Origin of the sequence: Stenotrophomonas geniculata (assembly GCF_034508895.1) — a bacterium.
GTDB lineage: Bacteria > Pseudomonadota > Gammaproteobacteria > Xanthomonadales > Xanthomonadaceae > Stenotrophomonas > Stenotrophomonas geniculata.
Genome location: NZ_CP140571.1, coordinates 3674163 through 3691636, shown reverse-complemented (window position 1 = coordinate 3691636; position 17474 = coordinate 3674163). Strand labels below are relative to the sequence as shown.

Here is a 17474-nt window from a genome sequence, read left to right as displayed (position 1 = left end):
CACAGGGCGCCACGCGTCGTACGTAAAGCGCCTGCAGGCACCCTGCCCGCCGGCATCAGGTGCTACAGGGATCGAGAGCGCTGCTCCTGCTCGCGGGCAAGCGCAGCCGCCGGGTCCTGCTGGGCGACGCTGGCGGCCAACTGCTGGCTGCTCTGCGCCAGCGGCTGCTGCGCCGCCTGTTCGCGATCGACCGATGCGCGCAGCATGGCCGGATCGCCCAGCCCACCCTGTACTGCAAACAGCGTGCGACCGTCATTGCCGGCCAGGAGATGATCGATGCGCGACAGGCCGGCTTTATGCGCCCCCAGCGCCAATGCGCCAGCGGCATTGTCGAGCTCTTGTACGCTGCGCAGTCCACTCTGTACTCCCATCTGCTGCAGGCGTCGGCGTGCATCCTCGAACAACGCGTTGCCGGGCTCACCGGTCTGCGACATGTCTCGGGCAACACTCTGCGCCGGCGCACCGACCTCACCCCGCTCCAGCCGCGCCATCACATCCGGCGTCAGCTTCTGCTGCCAGACCTCGAAGCGTTGCCGGCGCGCCTCGATGCCATTGAGGGCGCCATTGAGCGCATGCGTTGCCTCGCGCACATCCTCGCGCGCCGCCTCCGGTACTCGCGTCTGCCACTGCCACACCGCAATACGGCCTGCGTGCTCGGGCTGCGCGGCCAGTTCCGGCTGATTCACCAGATCCAGATCCAGCGCTTTGCCGGCACGCTCGTAATTCTCCTTGCCGACCAACGGCAGATAGCCGCGGCCGTGGTACTTCAATGCGTCGCCGGGCACATCATTGCCCATGCGTCCGCCGTACATCAGCTCAGCCAGGTTTTCCGGGCGGCCACGCAGCGCTTCCTGGCGGGCGCTCTCCAACGCAGCGTTGCCATTGCGCCACGCAGCTTCCACCGGGATCTGCGAGATTCCCCGGGTGAAGTTGAAACTTTCATTGAGCCGGCTCAAGCCGCGCGACTCGTGCCCTGCCTGGGCCATGAAATTGGCCAGTTCAAGCGGGGAGTCGATGCCGGCTTTGGTCGCCTGCCGCAACAGCTGCGACTCTCTATCGGTCGACACAGTGCAACTCCTGAATCTTCATCAGCGCGGATTCCCTTCCGCCGGTTGGAGCTTGGCTCATGGAAGCGACACCTCCGCGACACTGGACGGATCGAAGTCCTCGAACCGCACCCTGCCCAGCTCCGCCACCGAGTAATCCCGGATGTTGGTCGCTTCGGTCTCGATATCCACGACCTTGCGTCTCACCCCGTCCACCCAGCAGGCCTTGTCCGCGGGCGCATAGCGGAACCGGTAGGTGCTGCTCCAGCGCTCGCGGCTACCGCCGTTGGTGATCACGCTGAAGGTGCCCTCCTCGACCATTGCATACGCAAAAGGGTCGCCGGCCAAGCCACCTCGGGTGGAACACGGCACCAGCTTGTCGTTGCGCGCGGCCAGCTGCCAGCGCCCGCGCCCGTCACCGCGTAGCAACAGCAGCACCCGGTTCGGTCCGTGTTGGCCGGGCACCAGCCCTTCCGGCGTCGGCTGGTCGATGACCAGCAGCTGATACTCGATGCCATCGCCGTTGAGCTCGCCCCTGACGGCTTCCAGCAGGTTCGCACCGGACGGAACAAATGCCAGGGCATCGTCCATGTGTGCGCCAACCCTGTCTTCCATCCCCTCCCACTCCTTCAATATCGTCCCGCCGATGCTCGCGTCGGAGGCGGGCATAGTGGCGTTGCCCAGTCGCGCCAGTCGCCCTGCAGATGCGGATGATAGCTCCGGGAGCACCATGGCAGCGTCGGTGGCATGCGTCACCCGTTGAGCGGAGGGACAGGGTCCTCATGGACGGGAAAGCTCCTGCAATCGGTAGCGCCGAAGCGTCATTTTTCTGACGCCAGGAGAGCTTAGCGCGAGGAGGTCGCTTGCGTCGAAGAGCGAAAGCTTGAAATGGCGCTACCAGTCACAGAATCGGGGACCGCATCCACGAAGCAAGACGGGCGCAGGCGGCGCAACACCCCCAAATCGCCTGTAGCTTCACATGCAGTTGTTGAATGCCAGAGGACAGGCTTTCGCATCGGCGTCGATACATTCTCCCACTGCCTTTTCCTCCGCCTCGGGCAGCGTCCGGCCGCGTACGCCTGATATCTGTTGAAAAGTGGAATAGCACACGCGACGTAGACGGATCTGCATTGTGCTCCCGCCACAGCTCTGCAGTCCCGCAAGGCAGTCTAAGTTGCCCAGCTTACCGTACTAGCATTAACGCATTTCGTCCCAGTGAACATCAGCGCAGTAGAAGAGACTGCTGAGACACATTCAGCCGGAAGTAGGCGCGCAGCATTTTATGCCGTGGCTCTCCAACGACAACATTCTTCGAGACTATACCAGCGAGCCCGCCGACACATTTACATCAAAATTCTTCAAAAATAGGCTTGGTACAGTTTTCATACAGCACCGCGCACTTCCCGCTCACATCATTCTTGCACTTGGAGTGCGCCATTATCAGCGCCATTTCCGGCGTAGCACCACGCCCCAGCGCCGACATTCCACGACCCGTCTTCCCACTTGGAATGACCCAAGCCACACACTGATTTCGATACGCCAAACTGACGGAGCAATCGGCGGCACCCGTTGAACTGCACTTCCGCAACGCCTCTTGCTCTGCCGCTAGCTGTGACCGAAGGCCAGTCGATGCTCCTGCGTCCTGAGTAGACCGGGACTCGGCGATTGCCCCCCAAGTCTTTATCCACCGCCCCGTCGGAGAGTTTGCGGGCAATTCGGAAATCCCGCCACTCGATGTGCTACTCGGTGCGCCACTTGGAATGGGGGCACAACCTCGGGCGCCCTGACCTCCAATTGGATAGTACCCTGGCGGACAATTGCCTTCAGCGAACGCAACTTCGGTCAATGAGACGAGAAGAAAGAAGAAAAGAATCACCCATTGCTTTGCTCCATTCATAAAACTGTCCTCACCCCCTTCTCATTGGACCAGCTAGACGGCACCGGAATTGGCATTCCCCCTAAGACCAGAGGCTGACGGCACCGAATCGCCTCCGCCATACAATCGTGGAATGACCACCTGCCCCACACCACCAGCATCAGCTTGCGTCACAGAAGGCGAACTCGGTTTATAGCTCTGCCCGCCCGTCGAACCCGGAGGCTGACCATTCGGGCCCGGCGATGCTCGGGAGGTGCGCGCTTGGCTGACCGTTTGGGGCACTCAGACAACGCATTGACTCGACCGCCGCGTGTACCTCCTGGTGTGCCATTGCTCTGATATTCCTTGCCGCATGCCCTTGATCAGAATTCATCAAACAAAGGCTTGGTACAGTTCGAATAGAACACTTCACACCGTCCTGCGCGATCATTGCGGCACATTGCTTCCGAAGCGACAAGCGCCAACTCGGGGGTAGCCCCTGTCCCAAGTCCCGCACGTCCAGCACCGGATCGTCCGCTTGGAATGACCCAGGAAATACACTGGTTGAAATAGCTCATGCTGACCGTGCAGTCCCGGGCACCTGACGCTCCACACTTTGAAACTGCTTCGCGCTCGGCCTCATTCTTGGATCGCAACCCCGTTGAAACCCCAGCATCCTGAGTACTTTTCGACTCCGCAATTGCCCCCCAGGTCTTGGTCCATTTGCCAGTCGGAGTTGCGAGACGGATCTCGGAGGAGCCAGTGCTTCCAGTGGCACCTCCCGGAATCGGCGCACATCCGCGCGCGCCCTGCCCGCCAATAGGGTAATACCCGGGCGGGCAGTTTCCTTCTGCCCACGCACGATCAACACCACCTAATAGCAGCAGGCACGAGGCGAGCAACACCCAATGTGCAATCAACTTCATAGCGAACGTACCTCCACCGTCTCCAGCCAAGCGATCAAACTAGGCAATTCCTGAATTGGCGTTCCCTCTGAGGCCAGAAGACGGATGCTGAGGCTCATGTCCACCTTGCAATCTTGGCATTACCGCTTGTCCTCCACCCAACTGAGATCCCGCAGCTGAGGACGGTGCCTCTGGCTTGTAACTCTGACCACCGCCCGTCGAACCCGGCGGCTGACCATTCGGGCCCGGCGATGCCGGTACTGCACTACCGCCTATCTGCGAATATGCCATGAAGCTGCCCAATGTTCCCTGGAAGAACATCGCCGCCATTGGGGGCGCAGTCAGAATCAGCGTGGTCAGGATCAGGCCCATGCCGCCCTGCTGCAGCGCCATGCTCGACATACCTTCACTGAAATTCTGACCCATCAGCGTGCCCGTCAACGTGCTTCCCCAGAAGGCGAACGCAACCTTGGACACCATCTTCATCGCGATGCCCGTCATCGCTGCCAGAACCGCCATGGAGAACATCGTGCCTATGCCGTAGAGCAGCCACTTCTGGAACAGCTGCTTGGTCTGGTCAAACAGCAAGCACAGGATGAACAATGGCCCCAGGCCGATGAACAACGCCAGCGCGACCTCATACAGCAAAAGCATTGAGCCAGCTGTGACTGCCGGACCACCCGTGCCCATACCAATGAACCACATGGCACGGGTCTTCGCGTTGTCCAGCGTCACGTCGCTCATCACGTCCAGCGCGTCAACGCTGGATAGCGCCAGCTGCATGTAGCCCAGGTTCTCATCGATCAGATCCTCCGGTGAGTCCTTCTTCCCGGTCACGACGTAAGTGATCTCGTTCTTCACGTCATTGATGAGAAAGCCATGCATCTCGCGACCGAACATACCCATGGTCGTGGCAACCGACACGATCAGCGCAGCCTTGGCCATGTTGGTCACGAGCACCATCATCGAATCGCGGCTGCGACCGGTGGCGATCCGGAAACCCTGAATCAGCACCCAGAGCGTCATGAGAGTCAGTGCAATGCCACCGACCCACGCCATCATGCGTCCAAGCAGCTTGACGCCGTACTCCGCGATTTCCTTATGCAGGTAATCGAGGATCAGCCGGAAGAACACAAAGTCACCAATTGAGGATGACGCGTGCAGATTCTGCAGCGTGTGCAGGGGGCCTTGCCCCAACATGCCATCCATCAGCCCAAGATCCATAACTTCACCTAGAATGTGATTGCAGCTCGACCGGAGCAGCGTCTAATCAGTTGGAGAGCGCTGCCTTCAGTGCCGCGGCCTTCACTACGGTACCGAGAGGTGACTGACCGGTACCCTTCAATGCGCGCTGCGCAAGAATCTGCTGCATCTTGGTCAGCGCCTGAATCTGCTTGTCATACCCTTCAGTCTTCTTTTCCCAGGTCGCAAAATCCGCCTGCATATAGGCGTCAGAAACGACTGCATTCGCGGAGGCCTCCGCCATCGCACCCTCGCCGCTCCACAGATCGCGGATATCCTTGATCCTGTCCAGCACCTTGCGCATGTCGGGCATCGTCTTCTGCACAACTTCCACGGTCTCGTTGTACTTCTGATTCTCCATGACCTGGATTGCAGCGCAGATGTTGCGCTGCTGGGCGATGATGTCCCCACCCGGGCTCAAGTCCAACGCAGTGAGGATACCGCTCAGGCTCATGATATTGCCGGCGCCGCAGCGCTCGGCGACATTCCACTCAAGCGGAACCGGCTCCAGCTTCACGCCTTGAGGCATCAGTGGCGAGGCGATGATCTGATTGAACTTCGCCAGCTTCTGCGCCCAGTTCTGAGTTGTTTCCAGAAACCGTTGCGCCTGGGTACTGTACTCGAGCAAGGCTTCCCCCTGAGCGGCAAGCGTATGGACCTCAGTCAGCGTGCTGTTGAAGGTATTCAAGCCAACCTCAACCACCGGGATGGTGTATCCCTTCACGGGGAAGCCGAGCAATGCGGCGACGGAAATCGCCATGGCGGTGGAACGGAGCCGGGAGACTGCACTCGGCGTCTTGGCAGTACGGGCAGTGGTTTCCATGTTCTTCTCCATCGAATTCAAGGGGCTTGCTGCGTTCACGTCTGTTGCGACAGTCATGCTGCAACCTCCTTACTGTTGGATGCGGGCTTTCCGGAGCCCTTGCGGTTCTTGTAGAAATCTTCCAGCCACTGTTCCGGCGTCAGCTCATCCACCGTCACACGTGCACGCACGGCGGCGGTCTGCAGGACACGATGCATGATGTCGATGTTGTCGGTCGACGCCGAGATCACCGACAGGATGTCGTCCATGCCGCGCAGGTTGAGCTGGCAGACACTGGACGCATGACCCTGCTTGACCAGGAAGCAACGCGAGCGCTCGTCCAAGGCGGTAACCACATTGAACTCGGCCTCGGTCAACTTCAGGCCATCCATGTAGTCGCTCTTGCTGGCATTCGGGTTCGGCAGCAGGATCAGGGTAGCGGTCTGTTCGATCAGGGCGGCGGAGATATCACTCTTCAGCGCGTCCTCCGGGCTCTGTGTGGCAAAGATGCCGAGACCATTCTGCTTACGGATGGTCTTCTGCTTGTTCTTCGCGAACTCCTTCAGGCCACCCTCGCCATCCAGGATCTTCCAGAACTCGTCCATCACATAGATCAGCGGACGGCCGTCGATCAGCGACTCCAGGCGGTGCAGCAGGTAATTAATGACCGGCACGCGCACTTCAGGGTTGTCGATGATGTCGGTGTAGTCGAAGCCGATGATGTTGGCCTTGCTCAGGTCAACGGTATCCACGGGATTGTCGAACACCCAGCCCAGCGAATTGCCCGAGGTCCAACGGCGCATGCGCGCGTAGAGGCCGTCGTCGCCCATGTTGGGCAGGCTCTTCTGGAAGTTGGTCATGCTGCGCAGATGCATCGGCGTATCGAGCATGCTTTCCACGGCGCGGTAGATGTCTTCTTCCTCGCGGGCGCTGTACTCGCGCTTGCCGGCCAGCACCTTGATCAGGTCGGCCAGGAACTGCACGTTGGCTTCGTTGTTCTCGCACTGGAACGGGTTGAAGCCGGTCGGCGCGCCGTTCTCCAGGGCCAGATAGTTACCTCCGCAGGCCCGCACGAAGATCTCAGCACCGCGGTCCTTGTCGAAGAAGAAGATGGTCGGCGACGGCTCGTACTTCTGCACCTGGCTGAGCAGGAAGTTGATCAGCGCGGTCTTACCGGTACCGGACTTGCCGATCACCATGGTGTTGGCGATCGCCTTCTCGCCCAGCGAGTTTTCCGACGGATGGGTCGCGTGGAAATTGAAGTAGTACGGCTGGCCGTTGGTGGTCTGCAACGTGGTGACGCAGTCGCCCCACGGATTGTTGTGCTGCTTGCCGGTGGCGAAGTTGTGCAGCGGCGACAGGCCCAGGAAGTTCAGCGAACTGACATTGGCCAGGCGAGTGCGGTAGCGCCAGTTACCCGGCAGCTGCGAATAGAAGGACGAGGTAACCGCCAGGTCTTCCTTGGTCGACACGAATCCGGCGTTTGACAGCTCGGCACGGGTCGAGGCGACGTTCTGCGAAAGCTTGGCCTGCGTGTCGCCGTAGACCGCCATGATGAAGTGGTATTCACCCAGCACGAAGTTGCCCGACGACAGCTGATCCATGGCCTGGTCCAGCTCGACGATCTGGCTGACCGCCTTGTCGCCGGAGGAGATCATCATGCCCTTGGTGCGGTCGAGCACCTTCAGCGCATCCTGACGCCCCATCGGGCTGAACGAATGGGTGATGACGTACTCGTAATCCAGGTACTTCAGGCCGTTGAGGATGCCCGGGTAGGTCCCCTCGGCATACTCCTTGATGTTCAGGATGGCGCCAAAATGGTTGGCGCCATTGGGGGTGTTGATCGCAAAATCGCCGGTCTTGGCCGAGAACATGTGGCGGCTGACAGGCAGGTAATCCTTGATCGGCGCCGACAGCACCGGCACCGGCTCATCGATGCGATTGATCAGGTAGCCGAACAGCTCCAGCGTTTCCGAGAACACCACACCGTTCTTGGCTTCGTACATGCCCAGGCGATACGGCGCGTAGTCGCGGATCACGGCCTCGACGTTGCCAGCCAGTTCCATCAGCTTCTCGACCGCCTGTTCCTGCTCGGCGCGCAGCTTGTCTACGTTCGCCGACTTTTCGACAAAGCGCTTACCGGCCACCACCGGGCGGTAGATCATGGTCAGGTACAGCTCGTTCTGCATGATGCGCTGCGAGGACAACATGCCCATGTACTGGTCGGACACGTCCTGGTTGAAGCGCTGCTTGTAGCTGCTCTTGCCCTTCAGCGTGCGGCGGCGACGGATGTCGTGCACCCAGAAAGCGACGTTGACGAAGTCCGGTGCGCGCAGGGTCTGCAGCAGGCGGTTGAACGTGTTGTGGCGATGCTCGAGCTCCCACTCCTCACGGCCGACGAACGGCAGTCCTTCCAGATGCCAGGTCATCAGGTAGTCGCCGCCCGTGGTCTTGACCACGTTCGGAGCGACATGCGACGACAACGGGATGAACTCACTGATGGAGGTGTCAGGGCTGAACATACGACTGCTTCCAAAGAGGTACTGCCAAGGAGTTTCAAGAGACCTGGCGGGCGAGAACGCCCGCCAGGCCGGATCCGGACCTCAATCCATTCGGGCCGGCTTGTTGCGGTAGTGATTGGGGTTGAACACCCACATGCCATCGTGTTCCGGCACGTTGCGCACCTTCAGCTTGAACATCAGTCGCAGGCCCAGCAGGCGGAAGATCATTTCGTCACGCTTGGCCATGTGCCGCATGATGAAAATCGCCACCGGAATGGTGAGCAGGAACCAGAAGTTCGTGTACACACTGAGCAGCAACAGCCCGCCTGCCACCATGAAAAATGGCAGATAAGGCACGCCCAGGAACATCGCTGGGCGCGTGCAGCCGCGGAACACGACGTTCTTATGCACTGTAGTACTGGATCGCGTTGTTGATCAGGTAGTAGGTCGTGCTGGTGCCAGCACCGCACTTGCCGTCGCTGCCTTCACCCAGCAGCATGCGCGCGATCTGGCCGGCGGCACCGATCAGCACGCCACCGATCAGGATCGGCGCGACGTCGCTGATGCGCTTGTGAGCAAAAGCGATCTGGTAGCCGGCGAAGATCACCGCAATGGTCACCACGGCGATCGAGGCCATGTTCAGCAGGCCGTTGATGTTGGAGAAGAAACCGCAGACCTTCTTGTCGGTGCCGCCGAAGTCGGTGTTGGTGGCGAACACCTGCGGGGCGAACAGTGCGCCAACGAAGATCGTGGCCATCAGCAGGGTCTTCAGCGTGCGCTGGGCCTGGACGAGGTCGAGATTGGATCGCTTCATGGATTGATTTCCTTGTTGATGGACTAACACAACTGAATCGACCAGCCGGGGGACTGGCCGCACCACGACTTCGTCAGAACACGAAGGCCGCATCCCCTGCGGGAATCTGCTGCACCGGTGCCGCCTGCACCGGTGCGTTGAATGAATTTTCGCCACCGGCCACAGGCTGATTGCGCTCGCTCCAGGGGCGCAGCATCACGGGCCCCTCGTTGCCGGCGCCGGCAGCGCCCGGCAACTGCTGCGGCATGGCCATTGCCTGCGCCGGACCCGGCTGAGGCAGCTGCTGCGGCATGCCACCGGCCTGTTGCTGCGGATACGTGGCCCCTTGGGTGGGCTGCGGCTGTGGCTGCATCATCCGGTCCACCGAACCCAGCACTACCTTGGACAGCGCCTGGTCGGCGATGTTCAGCAGGCTGCCCCGCGCCATCGCACCGGTGGAGGGATACACGACATACGCACGTGCCGGGTCTTCCGACGGCACGTACACCGGGCCATTGGACTGCGCAACGATGCGGGCCTGCGCCGGAGAGGCCAGCTGCGGATGATGCTCGACCTTCACGCTGCGGCGTTCACCGCGACTCACCACGTCGATCGGCGCAACACCATTGGTGGCAAGCTGCTGCCCGCGGCGCATCGAGTCGTAGACCTTCTGCACATAGCCATGGCGGAAGCCGGTCTCGAAATTTCCCGAGTAGTAGCAGCTGAACGACTTGCCCCAGTCACCACCGGAGCGCTTGTAGCACTCGGCCAGGATGCGCGAGCCCGCCTGCAGGTTCGGGCACTGCTGGAAGGCCTTCTCGTAGGAATCCAGGCCGTACTTGCCGAGGTTGTAGCGATTGACCTGGGCCAACCCGATGGAGAAGTTGTAGCCCTTCTCTTCCAGCATCCGAACCGTCGCCAGCGCTTCATCCAGCGCCTTGGGCTGGCGCACCAGAGCGCCACCAACTACGCCGATGGCATAAGGGTTGCGTGACGATTCAACGTTGATGACGTGCTGCATCACGTCCATCGACACCGCCATCTCCGGGCACGCCATCATCTCCAGTCCTGGCAGCATCCTTCAGCCCTCCTGCCCCTGGGCGCGCCCAGGATTGAAATCGATACCGGTGATGTAGCGCGAACCGGCGTGCGCCTTGATATGCACAACGATGTCGATGGTCATCATCAACAGTCGCTTGATCACGTTGAATTCCAGGCCCGAACCTTCGGCGGAGGCCTTCACCATGAGGGCCAACTGGTCCCAGGTCTGCTCCGGACTGCCCGCATGGCAACTGGTGATCGAGCCCGGGTGGCCCGATGCGCAGTTGCGGATGAAGTAGAACGCCTCGTCACCGCGCAGCTCGGCAAGGATGATGCGTTCGGGCTTCATGCGCAGGCAGGCTTCCATGCAGCTCTTTGCGCTGACGTTGCTGGTGCTCTGCCCACCCTTGGAGTACAGCAGGTGCACCACATTGGGTTGGGTCAGAAACAGCTCGCGTGCGTCCTCGATCGTGACCAGGCGTTCGTTGTCGGGGATATGATTGACCAGCGCTTTCATGAAGGTGGTCTTGCCGCTGCCGGTCGCACCGGACACCACGATGTTTTTGCGGTACATCACCGCACGCCGGAAGAACTCGGCGTATTCGCGCTGCTGGCGCAGTTCCAGCAGCTCGCGGTCCTGCTCGCTGATGCTGCCATCGCTTTCCAGGATCTGGTTGAAGAAACCATCTTCGTGATACTGGCTCAGCGACTTGGTGTGCTTGGACGGCAGACGGATGGTGATTGATACCTTCCCGGCGTCACATGCCGGCGGAATCACGAACTGCGCACGCTGGCCGGTGGGGAACGTGAGCGACACGACCGGATCGGCATCGGTAATGCGCTGACCGGTGTTGCTCTCGTTCACCACCGCCGTGCAGAACTGCCGGGCCCGCTCGAAGGTCAGGCTCGGCACGTCTACCCGCTGCCACCCCACCCGGGTTTCCAGGTACAGCTCACCGGGACGGTTGATGCAGATTTCCGTCACTTCCGGGGAAGTCATGTACTCGGCGATGCCCAGCACTTCGTACTGATAGCGCAGGAAATCGCTGGAGACGAGGGCGAGGGGTGACACTTCGGCGTCCATGATCGTTCGTTGGGTTACCGGCGGGGGTGGAGCACGTTGGTGAAGTCGACGTCCTTGGCAACGTAGACATTCACGATCGTGCCCTGGTTGATGGTGACGGTCGGCGGACGACGGTTGCTGCTGAGTGCCTCGTTGGCCAAGCGCTCCATCGTGCGTGCGGTAGCACTCTCATAGGGCGACTGCACCGTCATGCCGTTGTTGGCGATGGTGGTCGTCTCCGGACCATGTTCGGCAGCCGCGTACTTGAAGGCATCGGAAATCAGGCTGATCATCAGCGCCGAGGCGATACGGCTGCCCCAGTGCGCGCTGTACTGGCCCGGATGACCGGCGCCGCCCAGCTGATCCACGCCCGGGCTGGACATCGCAACATCGATGCCATTGGGGGTGGTGATGCGATCCCAGATCACTTCCACGCGCTTGCCGATCGGACCACCGCCATAGGCGCCATAGATCTTGGAGCCCTTCGGCAGCAGCAGGTTGCGACCGTTGATCGAGTACACCGGCTCGGTCAGCAGGCACGACGTGTAGCCGGCCAGATCGGTGATGATGCGGGTTTCCAGCACGCACCGCAGGTAGGTGCCGCGCACCAGCAGCGCATCGGGGCTCTGGATGTAGGCGGCACTGGAAACGTCTTCCACATCCGGCCCACGGCGGATCTTCTGCTGCCCCTGCTGGTTGGGCATCATGTTCGCAAGCAGCGCCTGGCGGGTCTGTTCGTCGAGCGCACTGCGCTGCGGTTGCGCGCGATTGCCTGCCGCAAGCGCGGCATCATCCACGCCAGCCATCCGGCGCTCGACCAGCGTCGGCTCACGGGGTCCCATGGCTTCCGGCCGGGATGCGATGGGCACCAGCTTCGGACCTTCGTCCTGTGGCATCGGCGGAAGCATGGGAATCGGTTCGGCGGCAGTCGGCGGCGCCTGCGGAGGCGGCGCAACGTCCGGCAATGTCGGCGTGCTGGCACGTGCGACATCCGGCACCTTCTGCACGGCGTCATCACTATCCTGGCCCTTGCGGAACAGCAGGAAGCCCATTGCCATCAGCAGCAGCACGATGCCGCCGAGGAACAGCAGGGCCTTGCGATTCAACCGCTGCTCTTCGGCCGAGCGCAGCTGCGGCGCGGCCGCGTCCAGATCCGGCGCCGGCTCGGCCTGGGCCGTGCCGAAGTAGGGATTCGACGGCGCGTCCGGGGCACCCTGTACGCCGTACGGGCTCTGGCTCTCGTCGCGTCCGTTGTTCGGGTCGTTTCCGGGAGTGTTCTGCTGGCTCATTTCTTCACGTTCCTTCGCAGGCCGACGACGAAGTCGCCGTGGCGGATGACCAGGTACGGGTGCGTCCCGTGCACGATCAGCGTATTGCCTTCAACCGTGGTGTTGACCACGAAGTCTTCACCGTATTCCGTTTCGCGACCGAAAACCGCCGGGAAGATGCCGGTCTTGTACTCCGGCGAATTCGGCAGTTTCAGGTAGGTGAAACGACCATCGTCATAGGCGTTGACCGGGATCAGCCATCCCATCTTCTTCGCCTTGCTGGTCGAATAGGAGTAGTTGAAGTTGTACTGGCGGTCCTTGGCCAGTTCAGAGCTCAACAATGGCTTGGCCTCTTCTTCGACCGCTTCCTGGGCGACGCCGAACACGGTGTCGTTCGGATAGACGAAGGCGATCTTGTACTGCACGCCTGCACGACGCGCCTGTTCCAGCTGGCGCCAGTCAGTGGCTACCACCTTCAGCTCGAAGATGTAGGAGTGGGTCTCGGTGCGCACCATCATGTTGGTGTCCACGTCGACGTTCTTCGGCTTGAGGTAGAACACGTTCTCGCGCCGGGTCAGCTCCCAGCCGCTGCTGAAGCCGGTGCTGTAGTCGAGGATCTTCTCGTTCGGGCTCAACTCGATCTGGGTGGTCAGGCCCAGGCCGGTGCGAACCGGATAGATGCGGTCCTTCTCGTACTCGTAGTGGTCCACCGCCTGCGCCATCGCTGCTGCTGAAAACAACAGCGACAACATCGACAGCAGCGCCAGCGCGCTTCCCCTGATATTTCGACTACTCATCGGTTGCTTGCTCCATCAGCAGTTCCGGTGGAATTGTTCTGCGCCGGCCTCATGGCCGGCTGTCCGGGCATGGCGTGCCCCGGCGTTACTTGCCCCTGCACCGGCTGACCCGGCATGGGTTGACCCTGTACGGGCTGGCCCGGCATCGCCTGACCCGGCACCTGGCCGTTGACCGGAGCCGCGACCGGTTGGCCGGTGGCAGGATCGATCATCGTGGCCGCAGCCGGATTGTTCGGATCGTAGACGCCCTGTGCCTGCTGCGCGGCCTGTGCAGCCTGCTGCGCCTGCGCCTGCATGGCGCCGTCATCCGGCACCGGGACGCCACGGGAATAGTCGTTGTCGACGCGATACTCGGTGACCTGGAAGGCCAGCGGATTGAGGATACGATCCTGCTCGGACAGCGCGAGGTTCTGGTTGTAGCCGAAGCGCATCGTCACCAGCTGATTGTCCAGGTAGGTGGCAACGCCAGTGCGCTTGTCCAACAGGCTGCGCTGGATGCGCACCGACGCACCGCGGAAGCTGCCGTTCGGTTCGGCGCCCAGCGGCGTGATGCTGAGGATCTTGACCCGGATGGCGCGTTCGCGGCCATACATCACGAACGGGTTCTGCGGGTTGTTGCCGGCATAGCGCACGCGCATGGACTGCGCCACCGGATCGGTGGACATCACGAACACCAGCTCCCAGTCGCGCAGGCCCATTACCGCCGAGTCGTACGATTCACGTGCCAGCACGTACTGGGCGACATTGCTGCGATTGATCGCTTCGTTGCTGGTGATGGTCTCGCCCTGGAACGTGCCACTCAGGCGCGCGACCGTCGCGGTACCCGTATACGCGTCGGCCATCACCAGGAACGGCACCTTCTCTTTCAGCGGCAGCATGTAGTAGTAGCCGCCCGCCAGTGCGAGCGACATCAGCAACGAGCCCGTGGCGACCCACCACGCGCGCCGCTCGCTGCGACGCGCCATGTCGGCCACGGTGATCTCGTAGCTGACCGCCTTGGCGACCGACTGCTCGACCTTGGGACTGTTGCCGGGATCCTTCTTGCGGAACATGGATTCTTCCGTACTGCTGAAACATCAATGGGCATGGAGCCCCTGCGACAGGCGCGGGGAGCAGCACGTTCGATGGTTTCGAGGTGGACTCAGGTGCCGCTGTTGGAATCAGCGCCCTGCGCCGACGCGGTGGGCGTCGAGCCAGCGCTCTGCACAACGATCTGGTTGCCAACAATGGAGACGGAGATGCCTTGCGCCGAATACGCCGAAGTCAGATCGATCACAGCCTGCTGTGCATTGGTGGTGTCGATCTTCGAGACCGCGCCATACAGCGTGAAGTCCGAGTTGAGGCGGTAGTCCAGTGTTCGTCCGGAATCCTTGGCCCAGCGCTCGAGCATGGCTTTGAGCGTGCCATCCATCGGCGAGGCCTGGTAGACGTAGCTGGAGTACAGCGGGATCTCGGTCGTCGCCACGGCAAAGCGATTGACCGGCTTCCAGCGCCCACCGAAATCGGGGGCGGACTTGGTGGCACACCCTGCCACCATCAGCGCCGCGACTGCGGCGATGGAGATTTTCGCGATAAACGCCTGATTCATACGGGCTTCACTTTGACGTACGAAAAAGCAGTCCCGAGCGTTGGTTCCCTGGTCGTCCGGCGCTGCATGGCGCACGCCGGAATCGGGGAGACGCGCTGGCATGCAGCACACCTGCCCCGGCTCCCCTGCAGCCCGAAAGCTGCCAACCAGGTCGCGGGGCCGCCAGACGTTGCCGACGACACACCCGCACACCCTCACCAACGTCGAAACCATCCTTGTTTCCATGGCACAAACTCCTGGCCACCCTGCGTTACAACTTTTGCCATCCAGCACACACTTCTGGATGACGAACACAGAGTTACACAACCACGCGTCAATTCCATGTCAGACAAGTCTGAAAATCTATGAACAGATGCCGAATTTTTGACTCAGGTCACGATTTCATGTCAGTGAATATGAATCCATGTCACAAATTTAGCGACGTGAATTAGACGTTAAGCATCGGAACGTCGACCTTCGGCAGCAGCCTCGACGTGAAATAGCGATCCTTGTAATAGCGGATCTTGTCGCACTTCACCGGATGCGGTATGCCCTCGTAGAGGAATACTTCCTTGTCCGGCCCCATCGCCTTCAGCTCCTGAGGCAGCATCAGTGCGCGCCGCTCCTCGGTGAAGTTGTGGGTTTTCTCGCGGGCATGGGTGACGTTCTTCTTGCGGATGGTGGTGTAGCCCAGCATGTCGGAGTAGTCGTTGGCGTCCTGCTGCTCGCGCGGCGCGTACAGGATCTGCAACGCGTGGTTGGTGATGATCGTTCGCGAGACTTCCCGGCCATAGGTGGCATCGAGCTGGGACATGCTCTGGATGATCGGCAGCAGGCGGATGTTGTAACCGGCCATGTAGGACACCGCCGAGGCGATGATCTCGACCTTGCCGATCGAGGTGAATTCGTCCATCAGCAACAGGCACTGGTACTTCAGGTCCGGGTTGGACTTGGGCAGTTCCTTGGTGTTGAGGTTGATCAGCTGGCTGAAGAACAGGTTGATGATCAGCCGGCTCTCGGCCAGCTTGTTCGGCTGGATACCGATGTAGATGGTCATCTTCTTCCTGCGCACGTCGGTCAGCAGGAAGTCGTTGCTGCTGGTGGCCTTGTCCAGCACCGGGTTGATCCAGGGATTGAGCGGCTCCTTGAAGGTGCCGAGGATCGAAGCGAAGGTCTCGTCGGCCTGGGACAGCATGTTGGCGAACGCCGAACGGGCGTTGCCACTGAGGAACGACCGCTCCGACAAAGCCTTGAGGTACTTCTTCAGATCGGTGCCATCGCCCGATGACAACCGGTAGACAGCGCCCAGCGTGGGCGTGCCCGAACCGCCCGGGAATCCGCTGCTGCGCTCGTCATCCCAGTTCTCGAACAGATACAGGGTGAAGGCCATGAACGCGTTGCGCGCCTGGCTGACCCAGAATTTCTGGTCCTCGGCCCCATCCGGATACAGCATCGCGGCAATGCTCATCAGGTCCGAAACCCGGAACGCCGGATCATCGGACACATAGCTGAGCGGGTTCCAGCGGTGCGTGCGCCGATCTTCGGCGAAGGGATTGAACAGGTAGATCTCCTGGCCCTGGCTGGCGCGCCAGCCACTGGTCAGGTCGAAGTTCTCCTGCTTGATGTCCAGCACCACCAGCGATTCGCCGTACTCCAGCAGGTTGGGGATGACCACGCCCACGCCCTTGCCCGAGCGGGTCGGCGCGGCCAGGATCACGAACTGCTGGCCGTCCAGCCGCACCAGCTTTCCGCTGTGGCTGCCGACCACGATGCTCTGCCCGGTCTTCTTGAACATGCCATGCTTGGACAGGTCGGCGCCGGTGGCGAAACGCGCGTCGCCATGCAGCGAGCGCTTGTCCTTCTTCAGCAGCAGCACCAGGCCGGTCACCAGCAGGGCCAGCAGCGGCAGACCGAAGCCCACGTAGCCAGCCCATTTGATCTTGCCCACGAACGGCGCGACCTGTGGCTGGTCCAGCGCATTGAAGTACTGGTAATAGGTGTTCCAGGTGAACAGCTTGGTATCCAGGCCCAGGAACAACAACGTCAGGTAGCCGGAAAACACGAAACCAAGCAACAGGGTCGCCAGCGTGGTGATGGCGATGAGCAGATACTTCTTACTGGGCAACACCCGAATCCTCCATGATGCGCACAAGGGCGCGACGGCCTAGCGGCGGCGCCAGCGCGACGCCTTCTTCCGCAGGTGGTTTTCGTTCTCCAGCCCGGGCTCTTCGCCCTCTTCACGCACCCGTTGCAACAGCAGTTGGCGCGCTTCGGCCAGTGATACCAGGTCGGTCAGACGATCCCCATCGTCGGCGACGACCGCATGGCCGACCACATCGCCCGGAGCGTACACCGGCGCGTAGGACACCGCTACCAGCTGATAGCGGCCGCGCGTCTCCAGCACATGCCTGAACTCCTGCATCGACATCCTCCTTGTTCCAGCATTCCACAGCCCCTGCACGCCCATCATGCCGACCGCCGTGTCGTCATCACATGCAGGAGTCCGGCAACAGGGGGCCGCACGCGCTGCAGCACCGCGCCCGTGCCCGGCGTGCCGCAATCCCATCGATCAAACACTGATTTGCCCCCGGCGT

The 17474-nt window shown here is 61.3% G+C and carries 17 protein-coding genes; all 17 read right to left on the bottom strand.

Annotated elements, in window-relative coordinates:
* Positions 1-62 precede the first annotated feature (62 nt).
* Positions 63-1067: an XVIPCD domain-containing protein gene (locus RI032_RS17010; protein ID WP_322547366.1), complete on the bottom strand. Its 1005-nt coding sequence runs from the start codon at positions 1065-1067 to the stop codon at positions 63-65.
* A gap of 57 nt (positions 1068-1124) precedes the next feature.
* The gene (locus RI032_RS17005) at positions 1125-1661 is read right to left on the bottom strand and encodes a hypothetical protein (protein WP_010484878.1); all 537 of its coding nucleotides are present in this window, start codon (positions 1659-1661) and stop codon (positions 1125-1127) included.
* A gap of 733 nt (positions 1662-2394) precedes the next feature.
* Positions 2395-2943 (bottom strand): DUF4189 domain-containing protein, encoded by a 549-nt coding sequence (locus tag RI032_RS17000; RefSeq protein ID WP_237707004.1) that lies wholly within the window; start codon positions 2941-2943, stop codon positions 2395-2397.
* 341 nt (positions 2944-3284) lie between these two features.
* Complete coding sequence (locus RI032_RS16995) at positions 3285-3827, bottom strand: DUF4189 domain-containing protein (RefSeq protein ID WP_109813655.1); 543 nt, start codon at positions 3825-3827, stop codon at positions 3285-3287.
* A gap of 39 nt (positions 3828-3866) precedes the next feature.
* Positions 3867-5015 carry a TrbL/VirB6 family protein gene (locus RI032_RS16990; protein WP_109813654.1) on the bottom strand — a complete coding sequence of 383 codons (1149 nt, stop codon included), beginning with the start codon at positions 5013-5015 and terminating at the stop codon, positions 3867-3869.
* A 61-nt stretch (positions 5016-5076) separates the two neighbouring features.
* Positions 5077-5928, bottom strand: coding sequence for a hypothetical protein (locus RI032_RS16985; protein WP_109813653.1), 852 nt, complete (start codon positions 5926-5928; stop codon positions 5077-5079).
* Positions 5925-8372, bottom strand: a complete 2448-nt coding sequence (locus RI032_RS16980; RefSeq protein ID WP_010484861.1) for a VirB4 family type IV secretion/conjugal transfer ATPase — start codon at positions 8370-8372, stop codon at positions 5925-5927. Before RI032_RS16980 ends, RI032_RS16985 begins: the two co-directional genes overlap by 4 nt.
* Positions 8373-8453: 81 nt before the next feature.
* Positions 8454-8762 (bottom strand): VirB3 family type IV secretion system protein, encoded by a 309-nt coding sequence (locus RI032_RS16975; RefSeq protein WP_010484859.1) that lies wholly within the window; start codon positions 8760-8762, stop codon positions 8454-8456.
* Positions 8755-9165, bottom strand: coding sequence for a TrbC/VirB2 family protein (locus RI032_RS16970; RefSeq protein WP_010484857.1), 411 nt, complete (start codon positions 9163-9165; stop codon positions 8755-8757). The genes RI032_RS16975 and RI032_RS16970 overlap by 8 nt, the downstream gene beginning before the upstream one ends.
* 73 nt (positions 9166-9238) lie before the next feature.
* Positions 9239-10222 (bottom strand): lytic transglycosylase domain-containing protein, encoded by a 984-nt coding sequence (locus RI032_RS20665; protein WP_019338164.1) that lies wholly within the window; start codon positions 10220-10222, stop codon positions 9239-9241.
* A 3-nt stretch (positions 10223-10225) separates the two neighbouring features.
* Entirely contained in the window at positions 10226-11269 is a 1044-nt protein-coding gene (gene virB11 / locus RI032_RS16960; protein ID WP_322547365.1) for a P-type DNA transfer ATPase VirB11, read from the bottom strand.
* A 14-nt stretch (positions 11270-11283) separates the two neighbouring features.
* The gene (locus tag RI032_RS16955) at positions 11284-12537 is read right to left on the bottom strand and encodes a TrbI/VirB10 family protein (protein WP_322547364.1); all 1254 of its coding nucleotides are present in this window, start codon (positions 12535-12537) and stop codon (positions 11284-11286) included.
* Complete coding sequence (locus tag RI032_RS16950; protein ID WP_014037652.1) at positions 12534-13313, bottom strand: TrbG/VirB9 family P-type conjugative transfer protein; 780 nt, start codon at positions 13311-13313, stop codon at positions 12534-12536. Before RI032_RS16950 ends, RI032_RS16955 begins: the two co-directional genes overlap by 4 nt.
* On the bottom strand, positions 13310-14365 hold the full coding sequence (locus RI032_RS16945; protein WP_054172019.1) for a VirB8 family type IV secretion system protein: 1056 nt from the start codon (positions 14363-14365) through the stop codon (positions 13310-13312). The genes RI032_RS16950 and RI032_RS16945 overlap by 4 nt, the downstream gene beginning before the upstream one ends.
* A gap of 89 nt (positions 14366-14454) precedes the next feature.
* The gene (locus RI032_RS16940) at positions 14455-14901 is read right to left on the bottom strand and encodes a hypothetical protein (protein ID WP_010484845.1); all 447 of its coding nucleotides are present in this window, start codon (positions 14899-14901) and stop codon (positions 14455-14457) included.
* Between the two features lie 427 nt (positions 14902-15328).
* On the bottom strand, positions 15329-17008 hold the full coding sequence (locus RI032_RS16935; RefSeq protein ID WP_010484842.1) for a type IV secretory system conjugative DNA transfer family protein: 1680 nt from the start codon (positions 17006-17008) through the stop codon (positions 15329-15331).
* Between the two features lie 36 nt (positions 17009-17044).
* Complete coding sequence (locus tag RI032_RS16930; protein ID WP_029379975.1) at positions 17045-17302, bottom strand: hypothetical protein; 258 nt, start codon at positions 17300-17302, stop codon at positions 17045-17047.
* Between the last annotated feature and the right edge of the window lie 172 nt (positions 17303-17474).